This is a genomic window from Methanosarcina sp. 2.H.T.1A.6, assembly GCF_000979455.1.
GTDB lineage: Archaea > Halobacteriota > Methanosarcinia > Methanosarcinales > Methanosarcinaceae > Methanosarcina.
Genome location: NZ_JJOY01000005.1, coordinates 173,921 through 191,301, shown reverse-complemented (window position 1 = coordinate 191,301; position 17,381 = coordinate 173,921). Strand labels below are relative to the sequence as shown.

Annotated in this window: 12 protein-coding genes; 3 read left to right on the top strand and 9 right to left on the bottom strand. The window is 46.0% G+C overall.

The genetic code is table 11. The annotated features are described in order from the left end of the window. Positions 1-27: 27 nt before the first annotated feature. The 9 genes from EO98_RS01560 to EO98_RS01520 all read right to left on the bottom strand — a co-directional run bounded on the left by EO98_RS01560 (position 28) and on the right by EO98_RS01520 (position 13,098). A complete protein-coding gene (locus EO98_RS01560; protein ID WP_048137001.1) occupies positions 28-1,431 on the bottom strand; it encodes a dihydroorotase in 1,404 nt (467 codons plus the stop codon). A 231-nt stretch (positions 1,432-1,662) separates the two neighbouring features. Next, the gene (phoU, locus tag EO98_RS01555; protein ID WP_048137003.1) at positions 1,663-2,313 is read right to left on the bottom strand and encodes a phosphate signaling complex protein PhoU; all 651 of its coding nucleotides are present in this window, start codon (positions 2,311-2,313) and stop codon (positions 1,663-1,665) included. A gap of 5 nt (positions 2,314-2,318) precedes the next feature. Beyond that, a complete protein-coding gene (gene pstB / locus EO98_RS01550) occupies positions 2,319-3,095 on the bottom strand; it encodes a phosphate ABC transporter ATP-binding protein PstB (RefSeq protein ID WP_048137005.1) in 777 nt (258 codons plus the stop codon). 53 nt (positions 3,096-3,148) lie between these two features. Next, positions 3,149-4,006: a phosphate ABC transporter permease PstA gene (pstA, locus tag EO98_RS01545; protein WP_156160980.1), complete on the bottom strand. Its 858-nt coding sequence runs from the start codon at positions 4,004-4,006 to the stop codon at positions 3,149-3,151. Between the two features lie 2 nt (positions 4,007-4,008). Next, entirely contained in the window at positions 4,009-4,899 is an 891-nt protein-coding gene (gene pstC, locus EO98_RS01540; RefSeq protein ID WP_048137007.1) for a phosphate ABC transporter permease subunit PstC, read from the bottom strand. Between the two features lie 29 nt (positions 4,900-4,928). After that, on the bottom strand, positions 4,929-5,798 hold the full coding sequence (locus tag EO98_RS01535; protein WP_048137009.1) for a PstS family phosphate ABC transporter substrate-binding protein: 870 nt from the start codon (positions 5,796-5,798) through the stop codon (positions 4,929-4,931). A gap of 545 nt (positions 5,799-6,343) precedes the next feature. Continuing rightward, the gene (locus EO98_RS01530) at positions 6,344-9,151 is read right to left on the bottom strand and encodes a DNA-directed DNA polymerase (RefSeq protein WP_048142929.1); all 2,808 of its coding nucleotides are present in this window, start codon (positions 9,149-9,151) and stop codon (positions 6,344-6,346) included. A gap of 124 nt (positions 9,152-9,275) precedes the next feature. Then, complete coding sequence (locus EO98_RS01525) at positions 9,276-11,369, bottom strand: putative cobaltochelatase (RefSeq protein WP_048142932.1); 2,094 nt, start codon at positions 11,367-11,369, stop codon at positions 9,276-9,278. A 22-nt stretch (positions 11,370-11,391) separates the two neighbouring features. Next, the gene (locus tag EO98_RS01520; protein ID WP_235283889.1) at positions 11,392-13,098 is read right to left on the bottom strand and encodes an S-layer protein domain-containing protein; all 1,707 of its coding nucleotides are present in this window, start codon (positions 13,096-13,098) and stop codon (positions 11,392-11,394) included. A 416-nt stretch (positions 13,099-13,514) separates the two neighbouring features. Between EO98_RS01520 and EO98_RS01515 the strand changes: the two genes are divergently transcribed. From EO98_RS01515 to EO98_RS01505, 3 genes are read left to right on the top strand one after another with little or no spacing between them, the layout of a single operon-like run. Then, entirely contained in the window at positions 13,515-14,108 is a 594-nt protein-coding gene (locus tag EO98_RS01515) for a hypothetical protein (RefSeq protein WP_048142934.1), read from the top strand. Between the two features lie 39 nt (positions 14,109-14,147). Continuing rightward, on the top strand, positions 14,148-15,653 hold the full coding sequence (locus EO98_RS01510; protein WP_048142936.1) for a PQQ enzyme repeat domain protein: 1,506 nt from the start codon (positions 14,148-14,150) through the stop codon (positions 15,651-15,653). A 4-nt stretch (positions 15,654-15,657) separates the two neighbouring features. Beyond that, positions 15,658-17,376 carry a WD40 repeat domain-containing protein gene (locus EO98_RS01505; protein WP_048142938.1) on the top strand — a complete coding sequence of 573 codons (1,719 nt, stop codon included), beginning with the start codon at positions 15,658-15,660 and terminating at the stop codon, positions 17,374-17,376. Positions 17,377-17,381: the final 5 nt, after the last annotated feature.

The window sequence follows — 17,381 nt, the reverse complement described above, 5'->3', positions numbered from 1 at the left end:
GTGTTTAAAATGGAGAGTTCCGGAAGCTCAATCATATCCGGCCTCTTCAGAGTTTTCTTCATCATCTTCTTCTAACCTTGTTCCGCCGCCTTCAAGGAACTTACCCCTTCCCTGCTTTGCATTAATGGACTCTTCTATCCAGATTACCTCGCCTCTGGAGAGTGTATATTGCGGAAAGACCGCGTCCATTCCTTCAAAAGGCGTCCAGCCAGCTTTACTGTGCAGCATTTCAGCTTTTATGGGTTGAAGGTTGCGTGGATCTACAATTATAAGATCTGCATCAAACCCCACTTCAAGCCGGCCTTTTCCCTGAAGATCCAGCCCGAAAGCCTTTGCAGGGTTTCTGCTTGTTACCATAATCATCTGTGAAAGGGGCAGGATATTTTTTCTGACCGCGGCAAGCATGAGAGGCATAAGGGTTTCAACCCCAGGCACCCCGGAAGGAGCTACCCTGATATCGACATCCTTTTCAGACTCAAGATGTGGAGCATGGTCTGACGCCACCATATCAATAGTCCCGTCATTCAACCCATTTACAAGCGCTTTGATGCTATGGCTTCCCCTCAGAGGAGGGTTCATTTTGCCAAAAGACCTGAGCCTCTCCCAATCCTTCGTAGAGAGAAACAGGTGATGAGGAGCAACCTCACATGTAAAAAGGGATGTTTTGTTTTCTCTTTTTGCAAGATATTTCTCTTTTCGTACCATTCCCACAGCTTCAAGCGTACTTAGATGACAGAAATGTGCCCTGACCTGGAGTTTGGAAATGAGTTCAAGAGCACTCTTGACAGCCGATGCCTCGCATTCGTTTGGGCGTACCCTTGAATGGTACTCATAAGAAACATCATCTTTCAACAGCTGCTCCATTTCAAGGCGCATCTTTTCATCCTCGGCATGGATTGTAGCAAGGGCTCCAAGGCGTTTGATCTCAGCAAGGGCTTCTTCAAATGTTTCTTCATTGATGTTTAGCCCGCCCGTAGACTCAGCCATGAAGATTTCCCCGAAAGCCGTGACTCCCAGCCTCCAGAGTTCTTTGAGCTTCTCTATGTTTCCCGTAACCCCGCCGTTAATCCCGAAGTCAACAATTGACTTGTTCCGGGCAAGTTTGAGCTTCTGTTCAAAAGTGCGCCTGTCTGTTGTAGGAGGTATGGTGTTTGGCTGGTCAATAACAGTGGCAATACCCCCGGCAGCTGCAGAGCATGACCCTGTGTACCAGTTTTCCTTTAGAGTCATGCCCGGTTCCCTGAAATGGACATGCACGTCAATTCCGGCAGGCAGAGTAAGTGCACCCCCTGCATCTATTACCATGTCCGAACTTGAAACCCTGAAGTCCTTTCCGATTTTAGTGATTTTGCCGTTCTCAATAAGGATTTCGGCAGACTGAAGAGAGTTATTATAATAAATCCTCGTATTTTTGATATGAATATCAGGCATGGGCGTCTATATGCTTATAAACATACTTAAAACATGTACATCACTGAAAGATTGAGAAATAAGAGAGAAAAAGGGGCGAAAAAATAAAAACTTGAGTAAAAGGAAAAAAATGAGAGAAAACAAAAATGACAGAAACGAAAAAAGATGCAGAAGAGAAAAGGAAAGAAAAAAGATGCAGCGGATAAAAAGAAAAGAAAAGAAAAAATGAAGGAAAACAGCCAGAAAGCCGTTTCAGTTTAACTTAATGCGTTCAGCCGTCGTAAGATAGACAACACTCTCACAGATGTTGCAGCAGTGGTCTGCAATCCTTTCCAGGTAGCGGATCAGGAAGAGCAAATGTGTGGCTTTGGAAATAATACTTGTATCTTTAGCCATCATTTCGATTAACTCTACCCAGACCGCATAAAAGATCTGATCGACCTCTTCATCCCGGGCAGCTGTCGCTCTTGCAAGTTCAGGGTCCCGCGTCTCGAAAGCTTTGATGGAATTTGCAATCATATCTGCGGTAATATCTGCCATTCTTTTGGTATCTATGAGCGGTTTCACATGCCCACCTTCGATTTTTCCGGGAATTTTGGCAATATTGATTGAAAGCCCCACGACCCTTCTAAGGTCTGCAGCCATCTTAAGCGCCGACACAACAAGCCTGAGGTCGCTGGCCATGGGCTGCTGAAGCGCAAGCAGGTCAAAAATCGAAACCTCGATTCCTTCCTCAAGTTTATCTGCTTCCGGCTCAAGGGCAAGCGTCTTTTTGGCAAGCTCGACATTGAGGTCTATAACCGCCTCCATGGAGTCGTGAAAAATCAGTTCAGACATTTCCCCGAGAGAAAGTACGGACTCCTTGAGCAGGTCCAGCTGCCTTAGATATCGTTCTCGAACCATATTAATCACCCAAACCTACCAGTAATATAATCCTCAGTGCTTTGTTCCATAGGATTTTGAAAAATCTGCCTTGTCTGACCGAACTCAATCAGTTCACCCATTAGGAAAAAGCCCGTGTAGTCCGAAATCCTTGCCGCTTGTTGCATATTATGAGTTACAATTACTATCGTATAATCTTTTTTAAGGTTAATGATCAGTTCTTCGATCCTTGATGTTGAAATAGGATCAAGAGCACTGCAGGGCTCATCGAAAAGAATGATTTCGGGCTTTACTGCCAGAGTCCTGGCAATACAAAGCCTTTGCTGCTGCCCCCCACTCAAGGAAAGGGCAGGAGACTTGAGCCGGTCTGAGGTCTCATCCCAGATGGCAGCCGAACGAAGGGCACCCTCGACAACACCATCCAGATCTTTCTTAGTTATACCATGAATACGCGGCCCATATGCGATGTTGTCGTAAATGGACATCGGGAAAGGATTAGGCTTCTGGAAAACCATTCCAACACGTTTCCGGAGGTCAACAACATCCACGCCCGTTCCATAGATATCCTTGCCTTCAATCGAGATTTTACCTTCGACCCTGCAGTTCTTGATAAGATCGTTCATCCTGTTAAAACACCGGATGAAGGTAGACTTTCCGCAACCGGAAGGACCTATAAGAGCGGTTACGCTGTTTTTGGGGATATGCATGGAGATATTATTAAGAGCCTGCTTTTCCCCGTACCACAGATTAAGGTTTTCTACTTTTATCTGGGGCAGAGCTACGTTTTGAACAGCTTCAGTCATTTATGGACCTCAATTATCATATAAACCCTGATACGTTATTAACAAAACTTAAATCAAATTTTCAATTTTTGCCTGTAATGCCTGCGGATCAGAACCGCTATAAGGTTTAAGCCCAGCACAATCATCAAAAGGACCAGAGCCGTGCCATACTGAAGGGGCCTGGTTTGGGCAATGTTTGTCCCGGCGGTGGCCAGCACGAAGAGATGGTAGGGAAGGGCCATGAACTGGGAATAGATCGAGTCAGGCAACCTTGGCAGGTAGTAAGCTGCGCCCGTAAGAAGAATAGGAGCCGTTTCCCCTGCAACCCTTCCAATACTCAGGATGGAACCTGTAACAATTCCCGGGATAGCTGCCGGCAGTACTACATGCCTTATGGTCTGCCATTTGCTGATCCCAAGCGCGAGAGAGGATTCCCGGTACTCTTTCGGGACTGTAATCAGGGCTTCCTGGCTGGAACGGATAATCACCGGAATGATCAGGAGAGAAAGGGTTAGAGAGGCCGAAAGTATAGAAGGGCCAAACCCAAAGTACTTAACAAACAGTGCCAGCCCGAAAAGCCCGAACACCACAGATGGAGTTCCTGCAAGATTATTAATTGCCATTTCTATAAGCCAGGTAGTTCGGGTTTCTCCTGCGTACTCGTTGAGGTAGATGGCAGCCAGAATCCCCATGGGAAGAGCCACAACCATTGACCCGAGGATAAGAGTTAAAGTGCCCACGATTGCCGGATAGATCCCGCCTTGCGTCATCATCCTTCTGGGCATCTCGGTAAGGAATTCAATGCTAATTACACTGTACCCATTATAGACAATATAGGCAAGGATAAACAGCACAAACCCTGCTACCATCAGTGTTGCAAGCCTGAGCAGTGCAAAGGCAATTTTTTCACTTGTTCTTGCATTCAATCCCATGCTCAGTCCACCTTGAACCGGTATCGCTTTTTAATTGAATCCGCAATCAGGTTGATCAGGAAAGTTATGATGAAAAGTACAGACCCAACCGCAAAGAGGGCATGAAAGTGAGTACTTCCCTGGGGAACCTCCCCCATCTCAAGTGCGATTGTGGCAGTCATTGTCCTCACAGGGTCCAGAATGCCTCCGGGAAAAGAAGGAATTATTGCAGTATTTCCGGTCACCATCATGACAGTCATTGTCTCCCCTATAGCCCTCCCTATGCCAAGCATTACGGCTGCTGAAATTCCGGAAAGGGCTGCAGGGATTATGACCTTGTATATAGTCTGCCACCTTGTGGCCCCAAGAGCAAGCGAACCTTGCTTGAGAGTACTGGGGACCGAACTTATGGCATCCTCCGAAATAGTAATTATCGTCGGAAGCGCCATAATCCCTAGCATAATGGAGCCTGTGAGAGCAGTTTGCCCCGTGGGCAGGTTAAAGGCGGTCCGCACAACCGGAACCAGTACAACAAGCCCGAAGAACCCGAATACAACCGAAGGAATACCTGCCAGGATCTCGATAAAGGGCTTAAGGAAATCCGCAACCTTTGGGTGCGCAATCTCGGAAATATAGATTGCAGAAGCAATCCCCAGAGGCACAGCAAAAAGAATTGCTCCGGCAGTAACAAGAAGTGAACCGAAAAACAGAGGCAATAACCCGAACTGCCTGTTTACGGATGTCGGGTACCAGAACTTTCCCGTAAGAAAGTCCAGAAGAGACGTGTCTTTAAAAAGAAGTAAACCGTCCCTGAATAAAAAGAGGCATATAAGGAAAAGGATGACGACAGTAAGGGCACTTACTGAGAAAAGCACCGATTCGATCGTTTTTTCCTTATACTTTCTGTTGAGCATAGTATTCCCTTGAAATTGTTTTTCCGATTTTACTGGTTTATCGGGAAGTACCCGACTTCAAGCACCAGATTCTGCCCGTCCTCACTCATCACATAGTCGATGAATTCCTTTGTGAGGCCCGAGGGCTCCCCGTTGGTATAGAAGTAGAGAGGTCTTGAAAGTGGGTATGCACCACTGATAATGTTTTCAGAGCTTGGGTATTCAGAGCCGTTTCCACCGTCCAGGCTCAGGGCTTTTACGCTCTCATCGAGATATGCAACGCCTATGTATCCGATTGCGTTGGAGTTCTGAGTGACCTCGCCCACAATTCCCCCTGTAGCAGGCTGGGTAAGGGCATCAGGCCGGTACTCGTCCCCAAGCAACACGGCTTCCTTGAAATATTCATAAGTTCCAGAACTGCTGTCTCTAGAAATCACCACAATAGGCCTATCCTCACCACCAACATCCTTCCAGTTGCTGATGCTCCCGTTGTAGATGCCGCGCAGCTGGTCAAAGGTAAGTTCAGAAACAGGATTATTGGAGTTTACAACCACTGAAATGCCGTCAATGGCAATAGTGTGCTCCACCGGATTGATGCCATTTGCTTTAGCAGCTTCAATTTCATCAGCTTTCATTTCTCTGGATGCAGTAGCAATGTCCACCCCACCATCAATGAGCGCAGCAATCCCAACCCCGGACCCGCCCCCGGTAACTGTCACACTCTTTTCAGGATATGCAATCATAAATTCTTCAGCTTCAGCCTGAGCAAGGGGAAGAACTGTATCTGAACCTTTCAAAGAAATATCCTGAACCGGGGAAGAGCCTTCACTATTTTCATTTCCGGTACATCCAATTCCCAGAAACACAAGCCCGATCACCAGTAATGTGAGGATTGTGTATGCTTTTAATTTATTCGCCATGTTACACATACTCCATAAAATAAATAATGATAAATCATCAATCTATATTTATCAAAGTCAATTCTAGTACAATTGATTATAAAAGGAGAGAGATATATAAATATTCTCCACATATAATGTATGGCAGTATATATAAAAAATAAGTACCAACTAAACTGTTATACTATATAGTAAAGATAAAAAAGAGCTATAATATCACAGTTAATAACCTTCAAAACATGTTGCCAAATACCCGATGAAAAAAACAGGACATAATACCCGATAAAAAAGCAGGACATAAAACAGAGGGCCAGAATGTATGGTAAAGGGTCAGATACCACGGCTCTTGGGACGGCCTGTCAGCCAGATAGATATTTCCTTAACCCCGAGCCGTGCGTCGAGCGTGGCAAGAACGACCCGGTATAGTGAATAAAGTTGTACGGGTCAGAGATATTTGTAATTCAGTCCTCTTAAGAGAAGCTCACTGCGATAAACTATAAATTAGTCCGCTTGAGCGAGCGAAGCGAGTGAAACGGACCGCGTACTCCCGAGGCGCAATTCGGGCGTTAGAAATCGAACAGGGAACGCTGCTCTGCACGCCCGTTTTCCGGACACTGGATTTTCTCTTCCTGTACTATCTCTTCGGTCTCCTTTTGAGAGGATACTTTTTCTTTTTCCTGCGTTTTCACTTCAGGTTTCTTCACTTCAAAATCAAAGAGGCCCTTCTGCTTTGAATCAAAGTCAAGGGAAGACATTTTGACTCCGAAAACCCCCAGAATGCGTTCCACGGGAGGCAGAATCTGCTTCTTAATATAGTAATCCACATCTATAGGCACATTGAGCTCCCGGACATAGTCGGGGTCCTCGGCCCGCTCAACAAAGAGGCCTTTTCCTGCGATGATAACAAAAGGAATCCTTGTCCCTATCGAAGGCATGATCCCGGTCCGCTTCCTCAGATTTTCTACAACGGTCAGGTGTGGCTGCTTGTTTTTGTAGCTTTCAATTTTCCGGGTAAGGGTCCGGGTCAGGACAAGCTTTTCAATAAGCTCGGCATCTCTTCCCGGGTCAAGGTTTCTGACATCGTTGACCACCTTACGGACGTGTTCTACAGCCTGGTCAACATCGCCCTCTATAAGCACAAGCTCAAGAACCCTGTTAAGAGTTATTGAAGTCAGTTCGCACCAGTCCCTGCGCACAGTTTCCATGCCTTTGACCTTGATTTTGTTTTCCCAGCCGGAATTTTTGGGCTCAAAAAGCCAGAGAGCATAGCGTTTCTTTGCAATGAGAAGGGCGCGTTTTGCAACAGATTCGAACTCGAGCTCCATCGGATCAGGCAGGGAAGCCGAAACAATCTCTGAAAGCCGGTTCCCTACAAGACTGATCTCTTCAAGGGAGATGTCCCCTCCTGAACTGCAGTGCACAAAAACACTGTCCGTATCCCCGTAAGCAACTGACAGTTCGACAATTCTGTCCTGAGAGGAAAGTTCCCCTGCTTCTTCGAGAAGTAAAGCTGCCGAACCCCTGAGAACGATTTTTCCTATAGTATTATTGATAAGGTCCCGTGTATTCAGGATATTACTTCTTCCAAAACTTGTTACGGCGTTTGCAAGCGTCAGGCTGTAGAGCCTTGCCCGGGCATACCCCGAATAGCCGTAAAAACTGTTCAGCAGGATTTTCAGGGCGAGCTGGGTGGCATCAAGCACACGATACTCGTTTTCATCCGAAGCCCGCTTCATCCTTTTCTTGGTCTCTCCCCTCTGGTTAAGCAGGTCTTCAAGAATGGAAGGCACAATACCCCTGAATACCTCAGGAGGCACGAATTCTCCCCCCGAAGGAGGCGTGATAGTTCTCCCATCAGGCCGGTCTCGAGTCACAACAGTTGTGTAACACAGGTTGTGAGCCATCATGATGGTCGGATAAAGAGACTTGTAGTCAAGGATCAGCACATTTTCCAGAAGGCCCTTCTTCGGTTCCAGTACCTCTCCACCTTTCAGGTCCGAACTCATATCGTACCTTTCAGACGAAAGCTCGTCCCCTGGTTTTGGAAGAATAACCCTGTCCTTCAGCCCGAATTCCCTGAGGAGAAGAGTCTCAACCATGGAAGTCTGGCCTCCGTCAACAATCTCCTGGAGCAGGCATCCGCTTACCTGGGCAAGAGCAATGTATTTATCAAGGAGCCTCAGCTCAAGGACAAGCTCCAGGGCAAGCTCGGAGTCCCTGCGTGAATAATCAACAAATTTTCGGAACTTATCCCCGGAATCATTCCAGTACTCTTCCATCTCCATCGGAGCAACATCAAGTTTTTCACGGTTAAGGAGTTCTTTTGAAACGACTCTCAGGGTATACTGTTTCAGGCTGAAAGCTCTCCTTATAAGAGGAAGGGCATCCACAACCACCCTTCCTTTCAGTTCAGTCCGGGTAATGAGCCCGAACCTTCTATAACCTATCTGGCTGCCGTCCCTGCCAACAACCGGATTGATCACTTCCCCTTTTGCAGTAAGGGCTTTGACCCTGTCCGTGATATAAGGAATATCGAAGTCCTGGTGGTTATACCCTGCAACAATGTCAGGGTCATATTCGCAAAGAATCTCAAAAAACCGGTTTAACATCTCGGTTTCGTCCCTGCATGGAATAACATCCCCGTCCATACCTTCAGCAGGTTTTGCCAGCAGAATAAGGGTTTTATGCCCTTTATATTCGGGCTCGAAGGAAAAGCTGATCATGATTATGGGGGAGACGTCAGGAGAAGGCATCCCTCCGTCAAGGGGCAGGCACTCAATATCAAAAGAGAGATACTTCAAAGGAGCAATGGCCAGGCTTTCAACCCTCTTTAACCCGGATGCAAGGATTGAAGAATCACATGCAAAGTTTTCGCAATGGGAACTGCCTGCAGAACCGGTCCTGAAGTATCGAGGGGGGTCTACTGGCTGCCCTTCTGCAGAGACCCAGACCATGCCTCCAAGGTTCCTGTCAATTAAAAAACGGTTTCTGAAGAGAATATCACTTTCATAAATCTGCCAGTCCCCTTCGGCTCTCAAAACATCCCGGATCTTCAGAATCTCGTCCCTTATCTCAGGCACATCCCTTGGCAGGCGGGTAGTAATCCTGAGCATTTCTTTCTTTGTTTTCTGGTATCCGACAGGTTCAAACTTTTCGACAATTTCGACCTTTTTGACCTGCTCAAATGTATCTTTTATAAGCCTTGCTACAGCGTGCAGGTCTCCAGAGGCCTTAAGATAAAAGTAAGGCTCAAAATCCGGGACAAAGCAGCATACACTTTTTCCGTCCGCTCCCCTGCCAAAGAGGCGGATGACAGGCCCGCTGTCATTGACGATTTGGTAATCTGCATCCAAGATCTGAAAATCCATAGGCATGGTTTACAGCTTTAGATAGACATATAGCTTTTGTTGTATTTTGGAGAAATAAAACCCTATTTTGAAAAAGGTTGTCAGGTCCGAAAATAGGCAATCAAAAAGGACTCAAACTGAAAAAAAGGACTCAAACTGAAAAATCACCTGAAGGTGACCGGAGATCAAAAGGAGCTGAAGCTCGAACCGCATTGACTATAGAATCTGACTTTAAATTTTCAAGGGTCAGGTATGTGGCTCCAAGGGCTGTAGAAATCTGCTGTGCAAGCCCGAATTTTATCATGCTGTTTTCCGTGTCGATTACAGCAGATTGTATGCCTTCATCTCTTAACCGGGAAGCTACTGTTTTTGTTTCCTGAAGAGGAGATTCTCCATTCATACTGACATTGGCCCTGCCATCAGAGATCAGAACCATAAAAGGGCAGGTGTCGGGATCACGCAGGAGTTCGGTTTTTATGACCTCATACCCTTTTACAAGGCCTTGCGAAAGAGGCGTCTTTCCACCCGTAGGCATTTCCTGCAAATACTTTTGAGCCAGTTCTATACTGGATGTTGGAGGCAGTAGCAGTTCCGCACGATCTCCTTTAAAAGCGATAAGCCCCACTTTGTCGCGTTTCTGGTAGGCATCCATAAGCATTGAAAGGACTGCCCCTTTGGAAGCAACCATGCGCTGCCGGGCACCCATAGACCCGCTGGCATCAACCACAAAGAGTACAAGGTTACCGATCTTTTTCTCCCGTGTTTTTTCCCTGAAATCGGACTCATGAATTGCTATGGAATTGCCATTCTTCTCCCGCGTAAGCTGGAAAGGAGCGGCTGCCCTAAGGGTGGCATCAAAAGCAAGGTCCGTGGTTTTTTCATGAGGAATTGAACTTTTTATATACCTGCCTTTTTTAGATCTGGTCAGGGTCTTACTGCGCCTACCAGACCCGTTTCGCTGATCTCTGCGAAATTCAGGAGACAATTGTTTTACCTGATAGTTTTCCCCGATTTCAAAAGTGGTTTCCGAAGAAGAGTCCGGTTGCTCTGCATTCTGATCTTCGGGCTTTTCCTGGTGATGACCTTCAGCTTGTTTGTGCTGCTGATCCCCCTTACCCGGTTCTTTATTCTGATGCTCGTGGTTATTTTTCTCTTTTCGGTCATCGTTTTTCGGTTTTTTGTCTTGATTTTTCTGTTTTTCCTTCTGCTTTTCCTTATGTTTCTCAATACTGTCGTCCAATTTATCCTGTTTATCGGGCTGATTATCAAAAGGCTTTCTGCGCATGCGGTGAGAAAGAGTAAGCCCTGCAGCCTCCCGAACATCTTCTTCGGTTACTTCAGTTCTCCCATAAAAAGCTGCAAGCGTGATTGAGGTCTTCATCATAGTGAGGTCTGCCCTGTGCCCGTCCACTCCCATGTCAATACAGATCTGGCTGATCAGTTCAAGCATGTCATCTGAAATCCAGACATCGGAAAGTAGTTTCTGAGCCAGAAGGATCTGCCCGCAAAGCTCGGTTTCGGAAGCCAGCCAGTTTGCTGCAAAAGTTTCAGGGTCTGCCTCATAACTGAGCCTGTATTTTATAAGTTCAACTCTCCGGGACACGTCACTGATACCCTTTATATCCACACATAAACCAAACCTGTCCAGCAACTGCGGCCGCAGTTCCCCTTCTTCCGGATTCATGGTACCTACGAGCACAAAGTTAGCAGGATGGGAGTAGGAGATCCCTTCTCTTTCAATAGTGTTTACCCCCATTGCTGCAGAGTCCAGGAGCACATCTACAAGGTGGTCATCGAGAAGGTTAATCTCATCCACATACAGGATACCCCTGTGGGCCATTGCAAGCACTCCGGGCTCAAAGCGCTTTTCCCCTGTTTTGATGGCATGTTCGATATCAAGGGTCCCGACAACCCGGTCTTCAGTGGCACTTACAGGTAGGTCCGCAACTTTCATTTTTACCAGGGAAATTCTCAGGGCCCCTGCATTTAGTTTTTCAAGGCACTCCTCACACAGTTCGTTTATATTATTGGGGTTGCATTTGAACTTGCAGCCTTCAACCACCTCGATTTCAGGCAGAAGATTGGCAAGAGCCCGGACTGCGGTTGATTTGGCAGTTCCTTTTTCCCCCCTGATCAGGACCCCTCCCACTTTAGGGTTGATGAGATTTAAGACCAGGGCTTTTTTCATTTTTTCCTGCCCGACTATAGCGGAAAAAGGATAGATCGTAATGTTGTGGTTCCTCATGGTTTCACCTAAAGAAGTGTTATCAGATTCCGACCAGGTATTCTTCAATACTCATAACAGGTATGGACAGAAGAGTGGAGGAAGGAAGAATGGATTCCACAGTTTCCACCCTGTTCATGAAAGGGTAAAAGGTCACGTAGAGATTCCCTGAGGTCTTCTTTTCAAACCGGCCAATCCGGATTTCTTCCGTTACCTTGATTTCCGAACCAGCCCAGACCGCATGTTTATTTTCGAGCCTGAGTTTCGGATAGGTCTCAACAACAGTAAGCTCTCCGAACTCCTTCCCATAATCCAGTCCAAGCGGGCTGTCAGAGAAATGCAGAAGATATTTCAGATAAACAGCAGAGAGTTCCTCTCCCTGTATGACACTGTCAACATATACCGAGAAGAGGGGCACTTCCACCCCATTTAATTCCTTTTTGTAGAGTAGGGTGTGAGTACCCAAGTCTGCCGACTTGCCGGGAGAGATTATGCTTGAATAAACCGGGAGGTTGTTCCTGAAAACAGTCAGGCAGGCATTATCAGAATCCAGATCGGTGACTTTCAGGGTATACCCTTCTTTCAGGTCATATTCTTCACCTGGATGGAGGAGTTTCTCATCCTCATCCAGAAGAATATTTACAATTCCCCGGTCACTACCGAGAGATGCACATTTTTCACCATTCCAGCCAAGCACGGAATATCCTTCATTAAACCAGTCTTCCCCGTAATCCCTCATCTCCGGGTTTTTATATGCGACCTTAACAGGCAGGGATTCATAAACCAGGCCCCCTTCAGAGACCCAATCATTTCCGGCATCAAGGGAAAGTTCAAGGCTTTCTGTACTGAGATTGTACTCAGGGTCGTAAAAAAGCATACCAAAAGAATCGGCGGTCCAGGCACAGGAATCCGGAGAAGAATCCGAACGGTTTACAGCCAGAGATGTGCCCCTTATCTTATATGATTTGATAGTATCTTTGGTCATGTTGTAAGAACATGCCCGATACACATTATCAGCAACCCTGAAATCGATCAGGTTGTCAAGCATGGAAACATAATCCCCAAACTGCATCCTGATAGGCACTCTGTTTTTCAACTCAATATATTTACTCGTAACCGCAGTGACTTCGAACTTGCCGTATTCATCTCCGGTTTTGATCTTGAAAGGCGTATCTGAATACCTGTTTACGCTCGTAAGGCGCACAACAGGGTCTTTACTATCAAGAACCTTGTCCAGAGTCCCTTCCAGTATCACATATTCCGTGCCTTCGATCCTTGTCTTGAAGTTAAATTTTGATCCCTCTTCTACGGATTCCGTAGTAATTAGGACGGAATTTTTCTGAAACTCAAGCAGGGCGTAATCCCCATTTATGCCCTGAAGCACCAGTTTATAGCCGTTTCCAAGATCAAAATCATTACCCTGTTGAAGATCACGGCTTCCGTAGCTCACCAGGCTTTCACTGAGCAGCCCATCCTCAAGAACCTTATATTTCTTCCCGAAAAAAGCAGTCGAGCCGGAGCTGATTTTTGAAGTGTAGACCGCATCTCCTGTTTCAATAAATCCGTCCTCTGAAAAAGAAAGTTCCAGTGACTCATAATATGTTCCGGAAGTGGTTGAATAATAAAACCCGGGGCAGTTTTCTCCATTGAGAATGTGATGATCTCCCCCTGCAATACTTACGAGTGGCCCCCGCTGTTCAATAGCACATTCAGCAGGAATAATGACACCTAAAAGGACACATGGAAACATTAATATAAAAAAAAGTACGCGCGATATTTGTAAAATAGGATAATTAGTATCAATAATAGTCATAAGAATTAGGACATTCATAGTACTAAATAACCCTTTCGTTTTTCAGAAGCAGAAAATAATCTGGAGTTATGAGAAAAAATACATAAACAGAATACGTTTTTGACTTTGCAGCATTTTTCCTTTGTGAAAGAGATTTGATACACTGGCGATTGATGTTTAAAAATAGAAGGAACCAACTTAAGATAAGCGATTAGTTGATTACTGTAAAAATTTATAATTTATTTTATTAAGAACATGATTTGTAAAAATCAGCTACGATAAGTAAACATAATTTGTAAAAAAGTATAACTATATTTGTAAAATATAAATTTATTTCGAAATGTTTATTAACCCTCAGGCAATGATTAAACTTCATGCAGCCAGGAAGAAAAATAATACTGGGATTCGTGTTCCTGTTTCTTGCAGTTCTGGCAATATTGTATTTTCAAACAACTTCTGCTGAAAAGATAGTATACGAGGGAAATTTCGAAGGTGACTGCACCCTTGAAGGAGACTTTCTCAGCTGCAAAAGCAACGAACTTTATCTTGATACTCAAAACCCTTCCATGACCGGGGAAGGTGTGTGGAATAAAGATGTAAGCCTGTCTCCGGGAAAAATGTCCTGGAACTGGAATGGCGAAGATCTGGACAACTTTAGCCTTTGGTTAAAGATCACATTCAGCGACCATAAGTCAATTTACTATGTTGCTGCGGGTAGCATGAATCCACAATCGGAAGGGGATTATTACCGTGACAAGGAAAACAGGCGGCGTTTTTATCCTTCTGTTGTAATCGCAGGGATTCCTCTGAATCTGGTTGAAAGAGATCTCTTTGAGGATTATACCAGGTACTGCGGCCCTGCTGAGAATATTAAGGTTATGAGCGTAAGTGCAGGTCTCGGAGACAACAGTACCCGGCACAGGAACGTTTTGAAAATATCAGAACTGAAGATTTACGGCCAATCATGAAATTAATCAAAGGAGCTTGAAAAAAAGAGGGGCCTGAAAATGAAAAAAAATACTGTTGTATTGATGCTCATATTTACACTTATTTTTATAGTCTGTTCAGGATGCATATCTTCCGATGTAATGTCTTCCGGGAACATATCTTCAGATGAAGCTGACGAAAACGTGGGGGAGAGTGCAGGCAGCGAGCCGAATCAGGCAAATATAACGCCTCATGAAAAAGCTTCACCCTATATTTACTGGGAGTATGAGCTTGGAGATGTGACCCCTGAGAATATTCGGGAAGGAAAGTCAGGTGTCCAGGACTGCGTAAGGTATGCCCCGGATGGGAAATATGTGGCTGTAGGGACAGGCTCTAACCTTACAGTTATTGACGTGCCGGAAAAAAATGTGCTCTGGAAAAAAGCCTTCAAGGGAAACATTTCAGATCTCGCATTCTCAAAAGACGGAAAGTACCTGCTCGCGGGGGAGAGGAGTGCTGAGGGCTACATATATTCCCTGGATACCGGCACAGGAGATGAGATCCATAAATACAGGACTGCAGACGATCTGGGGACCAACCCCGATCCGAAATACCAGCCCTGCATATACAGGATAACGGCTGCCGAGGATGCTGTGTACATTGCGGCAGGCAGATACTGGAAAGATTCCCGATACGGACTTGCTTCAAGGATATACAGGTTCAGCCCCGAAGGTACTCTTGCCTGGAAACTCCCGGCGGCGGAAAATTACGCCAGGAGTGTTAACTGGATTGATTCAAGCCTGGATGGAAAAAATGTGGTATATTCAACAGGGGACTGGACAAATTCCCTTGAAACGGATGCAGTCGTCTACTCTGTGGATGAAAGCGGAAATCTCCGCTGGAAATACGAAATACCACCTTTCATGCCTTATTTTGTATCTACAGCCATCTGGCACGGACTTGATGTTTCGGATGATGGGTCCATGGTAACGGCCTATACAGGGGACGGAAGAAAATACCTATTTTATGACTCTGAGATGAAAAGGCCAGGAGACGGCGAATCAGAGTGGTACTCCGATGAATGGCAGTCCAATGTAACAACTCCGGAGGAGCTTGAAAGAAGTATCATCTATACTTATGGCGAAAATGCAAAAATTGCTGCCGAAAATGAGGTACTCTACCTTACAGGAGCCACACTTCCTGCCTACTACCCCGATAAAATCCCCATGGCACACCCCCTTGAAAATTCCCTCATATCATGCGATGCAGAAACAGGAGAAGTTTCCTGGACTTATAGCCTGAGAGGGCGCTGTGCAGGGATCTTCTTCTCTCCGGATATGAGGTTCTTTGTCCTGCCAGTCGGAAAAGATACGTCCTCAGGCAATACTCAGGTCCATGGGGTCCATGCCTTTGGGAACCGGAAATCCGGGAATGGGAATTCAAAGCTGCTCTGGATCTTCAACACCGAAGGGGTTGTTGCGGATGCTGCAATTTCTTCGGACTGCACCGTAGCCGTAGTTGAAGTCCCTCTACAGCTCGAAAATGGGGATGTAACCGGAAAACACAGGTTAATAATTGTCAGGTGAGAAAATGAAATGGAAACTTTTGATAGCCCTGCTTATACTGGCTTTAATGACTGCAGGATGTGCTGAAAAAAACCAGGAGCCCGGCAGCAGCGGAGCGGCACAGGCTTCTGGATCAGGGATACAGGATACGCAGGAAATAAGTAATTCCGAATCCGGAATACCCATAGACTCGGTAGTTTTCTCAAGGACCGGAGCCCTGCTAACCCTGAAAAATGAGGTGGATATCTCAGAGATAAGGATTTCTTCGGACAACAACCCGGTGGTTTCTCTGGAGATTGAAAAAACCGGAGACCAGGCCTTTGCAGCTTTTAACTGGAACCCTGAAACCCGGTACAGGTTTGAGGTGATAACGGGTTTGGGGACATCCGGTGCTCTGGAGGTATATGCTCCTGAAAAACCGGCTTTGAAAGAGGAGTACACCATAGAGCTTGAGGATGTAACTCCGGGACCCATCGAAAAAACCTCAACGAATGTAAAAGGTGTGACAAAATTCTCTCCGGACAATAGTTATCTTGCTATTGGAACTCATGGAGGTTCTCTGAAACTTATAGAGCTTGCAACCGGGGAAAAGGTCTGGGAAAAGCAGCTTGTTAAAGGGATATCGGATGCGAGAATCGCGGACATAGAGTTTTCAGGGGACGGCAAGCGCCTTATTGTAGGAGAAGAGAGTCCGGATGCTTTAATCTATTGTTTTGACCTCAACGGCACCGAAATATGGAAATTTGGGGCAAGTGAGGATCTGGGTTCAGACCTAAAGTACATGCCTGCCATGAAAAAGATAAAACTTGATTCGAACGGGAATATTTATGTCGCTGCCAGCAGGGCCTGCGGCTATATAGGTGATAAATACAAGTACCTTGGAAGGGTTTATTCCTTTGACCCCGAAGGCAACATGCGCTGGAAATTCCCCGAATCAGCACTCATGGACTCGGGAGTTACATGGATTGATACCACGCCTGACGGAGACTACGCAGCGTTTGGCACCACCTGTTTTACAAAGGCTGATAACTGGAAAGATGGAACCGTGCATGTCCTGAACGGAAAAACGGGAAAAGAGCGCTGGAGCTACAAAATCCCCCCAATTGAACCGTTCTTTGACTATTCTGCAATCTGGTACAGCACACAGATCACTCCTGACGGAGAACAGATAATAACAATGACAAGTGATGGACGGGCCTTTTTATTCAATAATTCCCGGATCATTAAGACAGGGGTTCCTGAGATTACGTGGCAGCAGAACATTTCAACCCCGATAGTAGTAAGTGGAGTCCCTATCTACGGCAGTGCGAATTATGCTTACATCGTCAACGACACCCTGATCTTTTCAATCGGGAGCACTTTCTCCAAAGATAAAAATAAGGATGCTCCTTTTGAACACCCCAGCGGAAACAGCCTCTTTGCCTATGATTATGACGGCAATCTGCTGTGGAAATGGAGACTTGACGGCTATGCAGGGGAATGTGCACGGAATGACCGCTATCTTGTGATCCCCCTTGCCCAGAACCTGGTAACCGAGGACAGAAGCGTTCACGGGGTCTATGTCTTTGACGTCTCAAAAAGCGGAGGTGCAAGTTCCAGGCTCAGCCAGAGTTACGGAACCGAAGGAATTACGGTATCTGCTGACATCTCTTCTGATGGAAGGTATATCGCAGCCTTAGAAGCCCCTGCAAGGCTTGATGACGGTACAGTGCTCGGAGAATATAGAGTGCATATCCTGACATGAGGAGG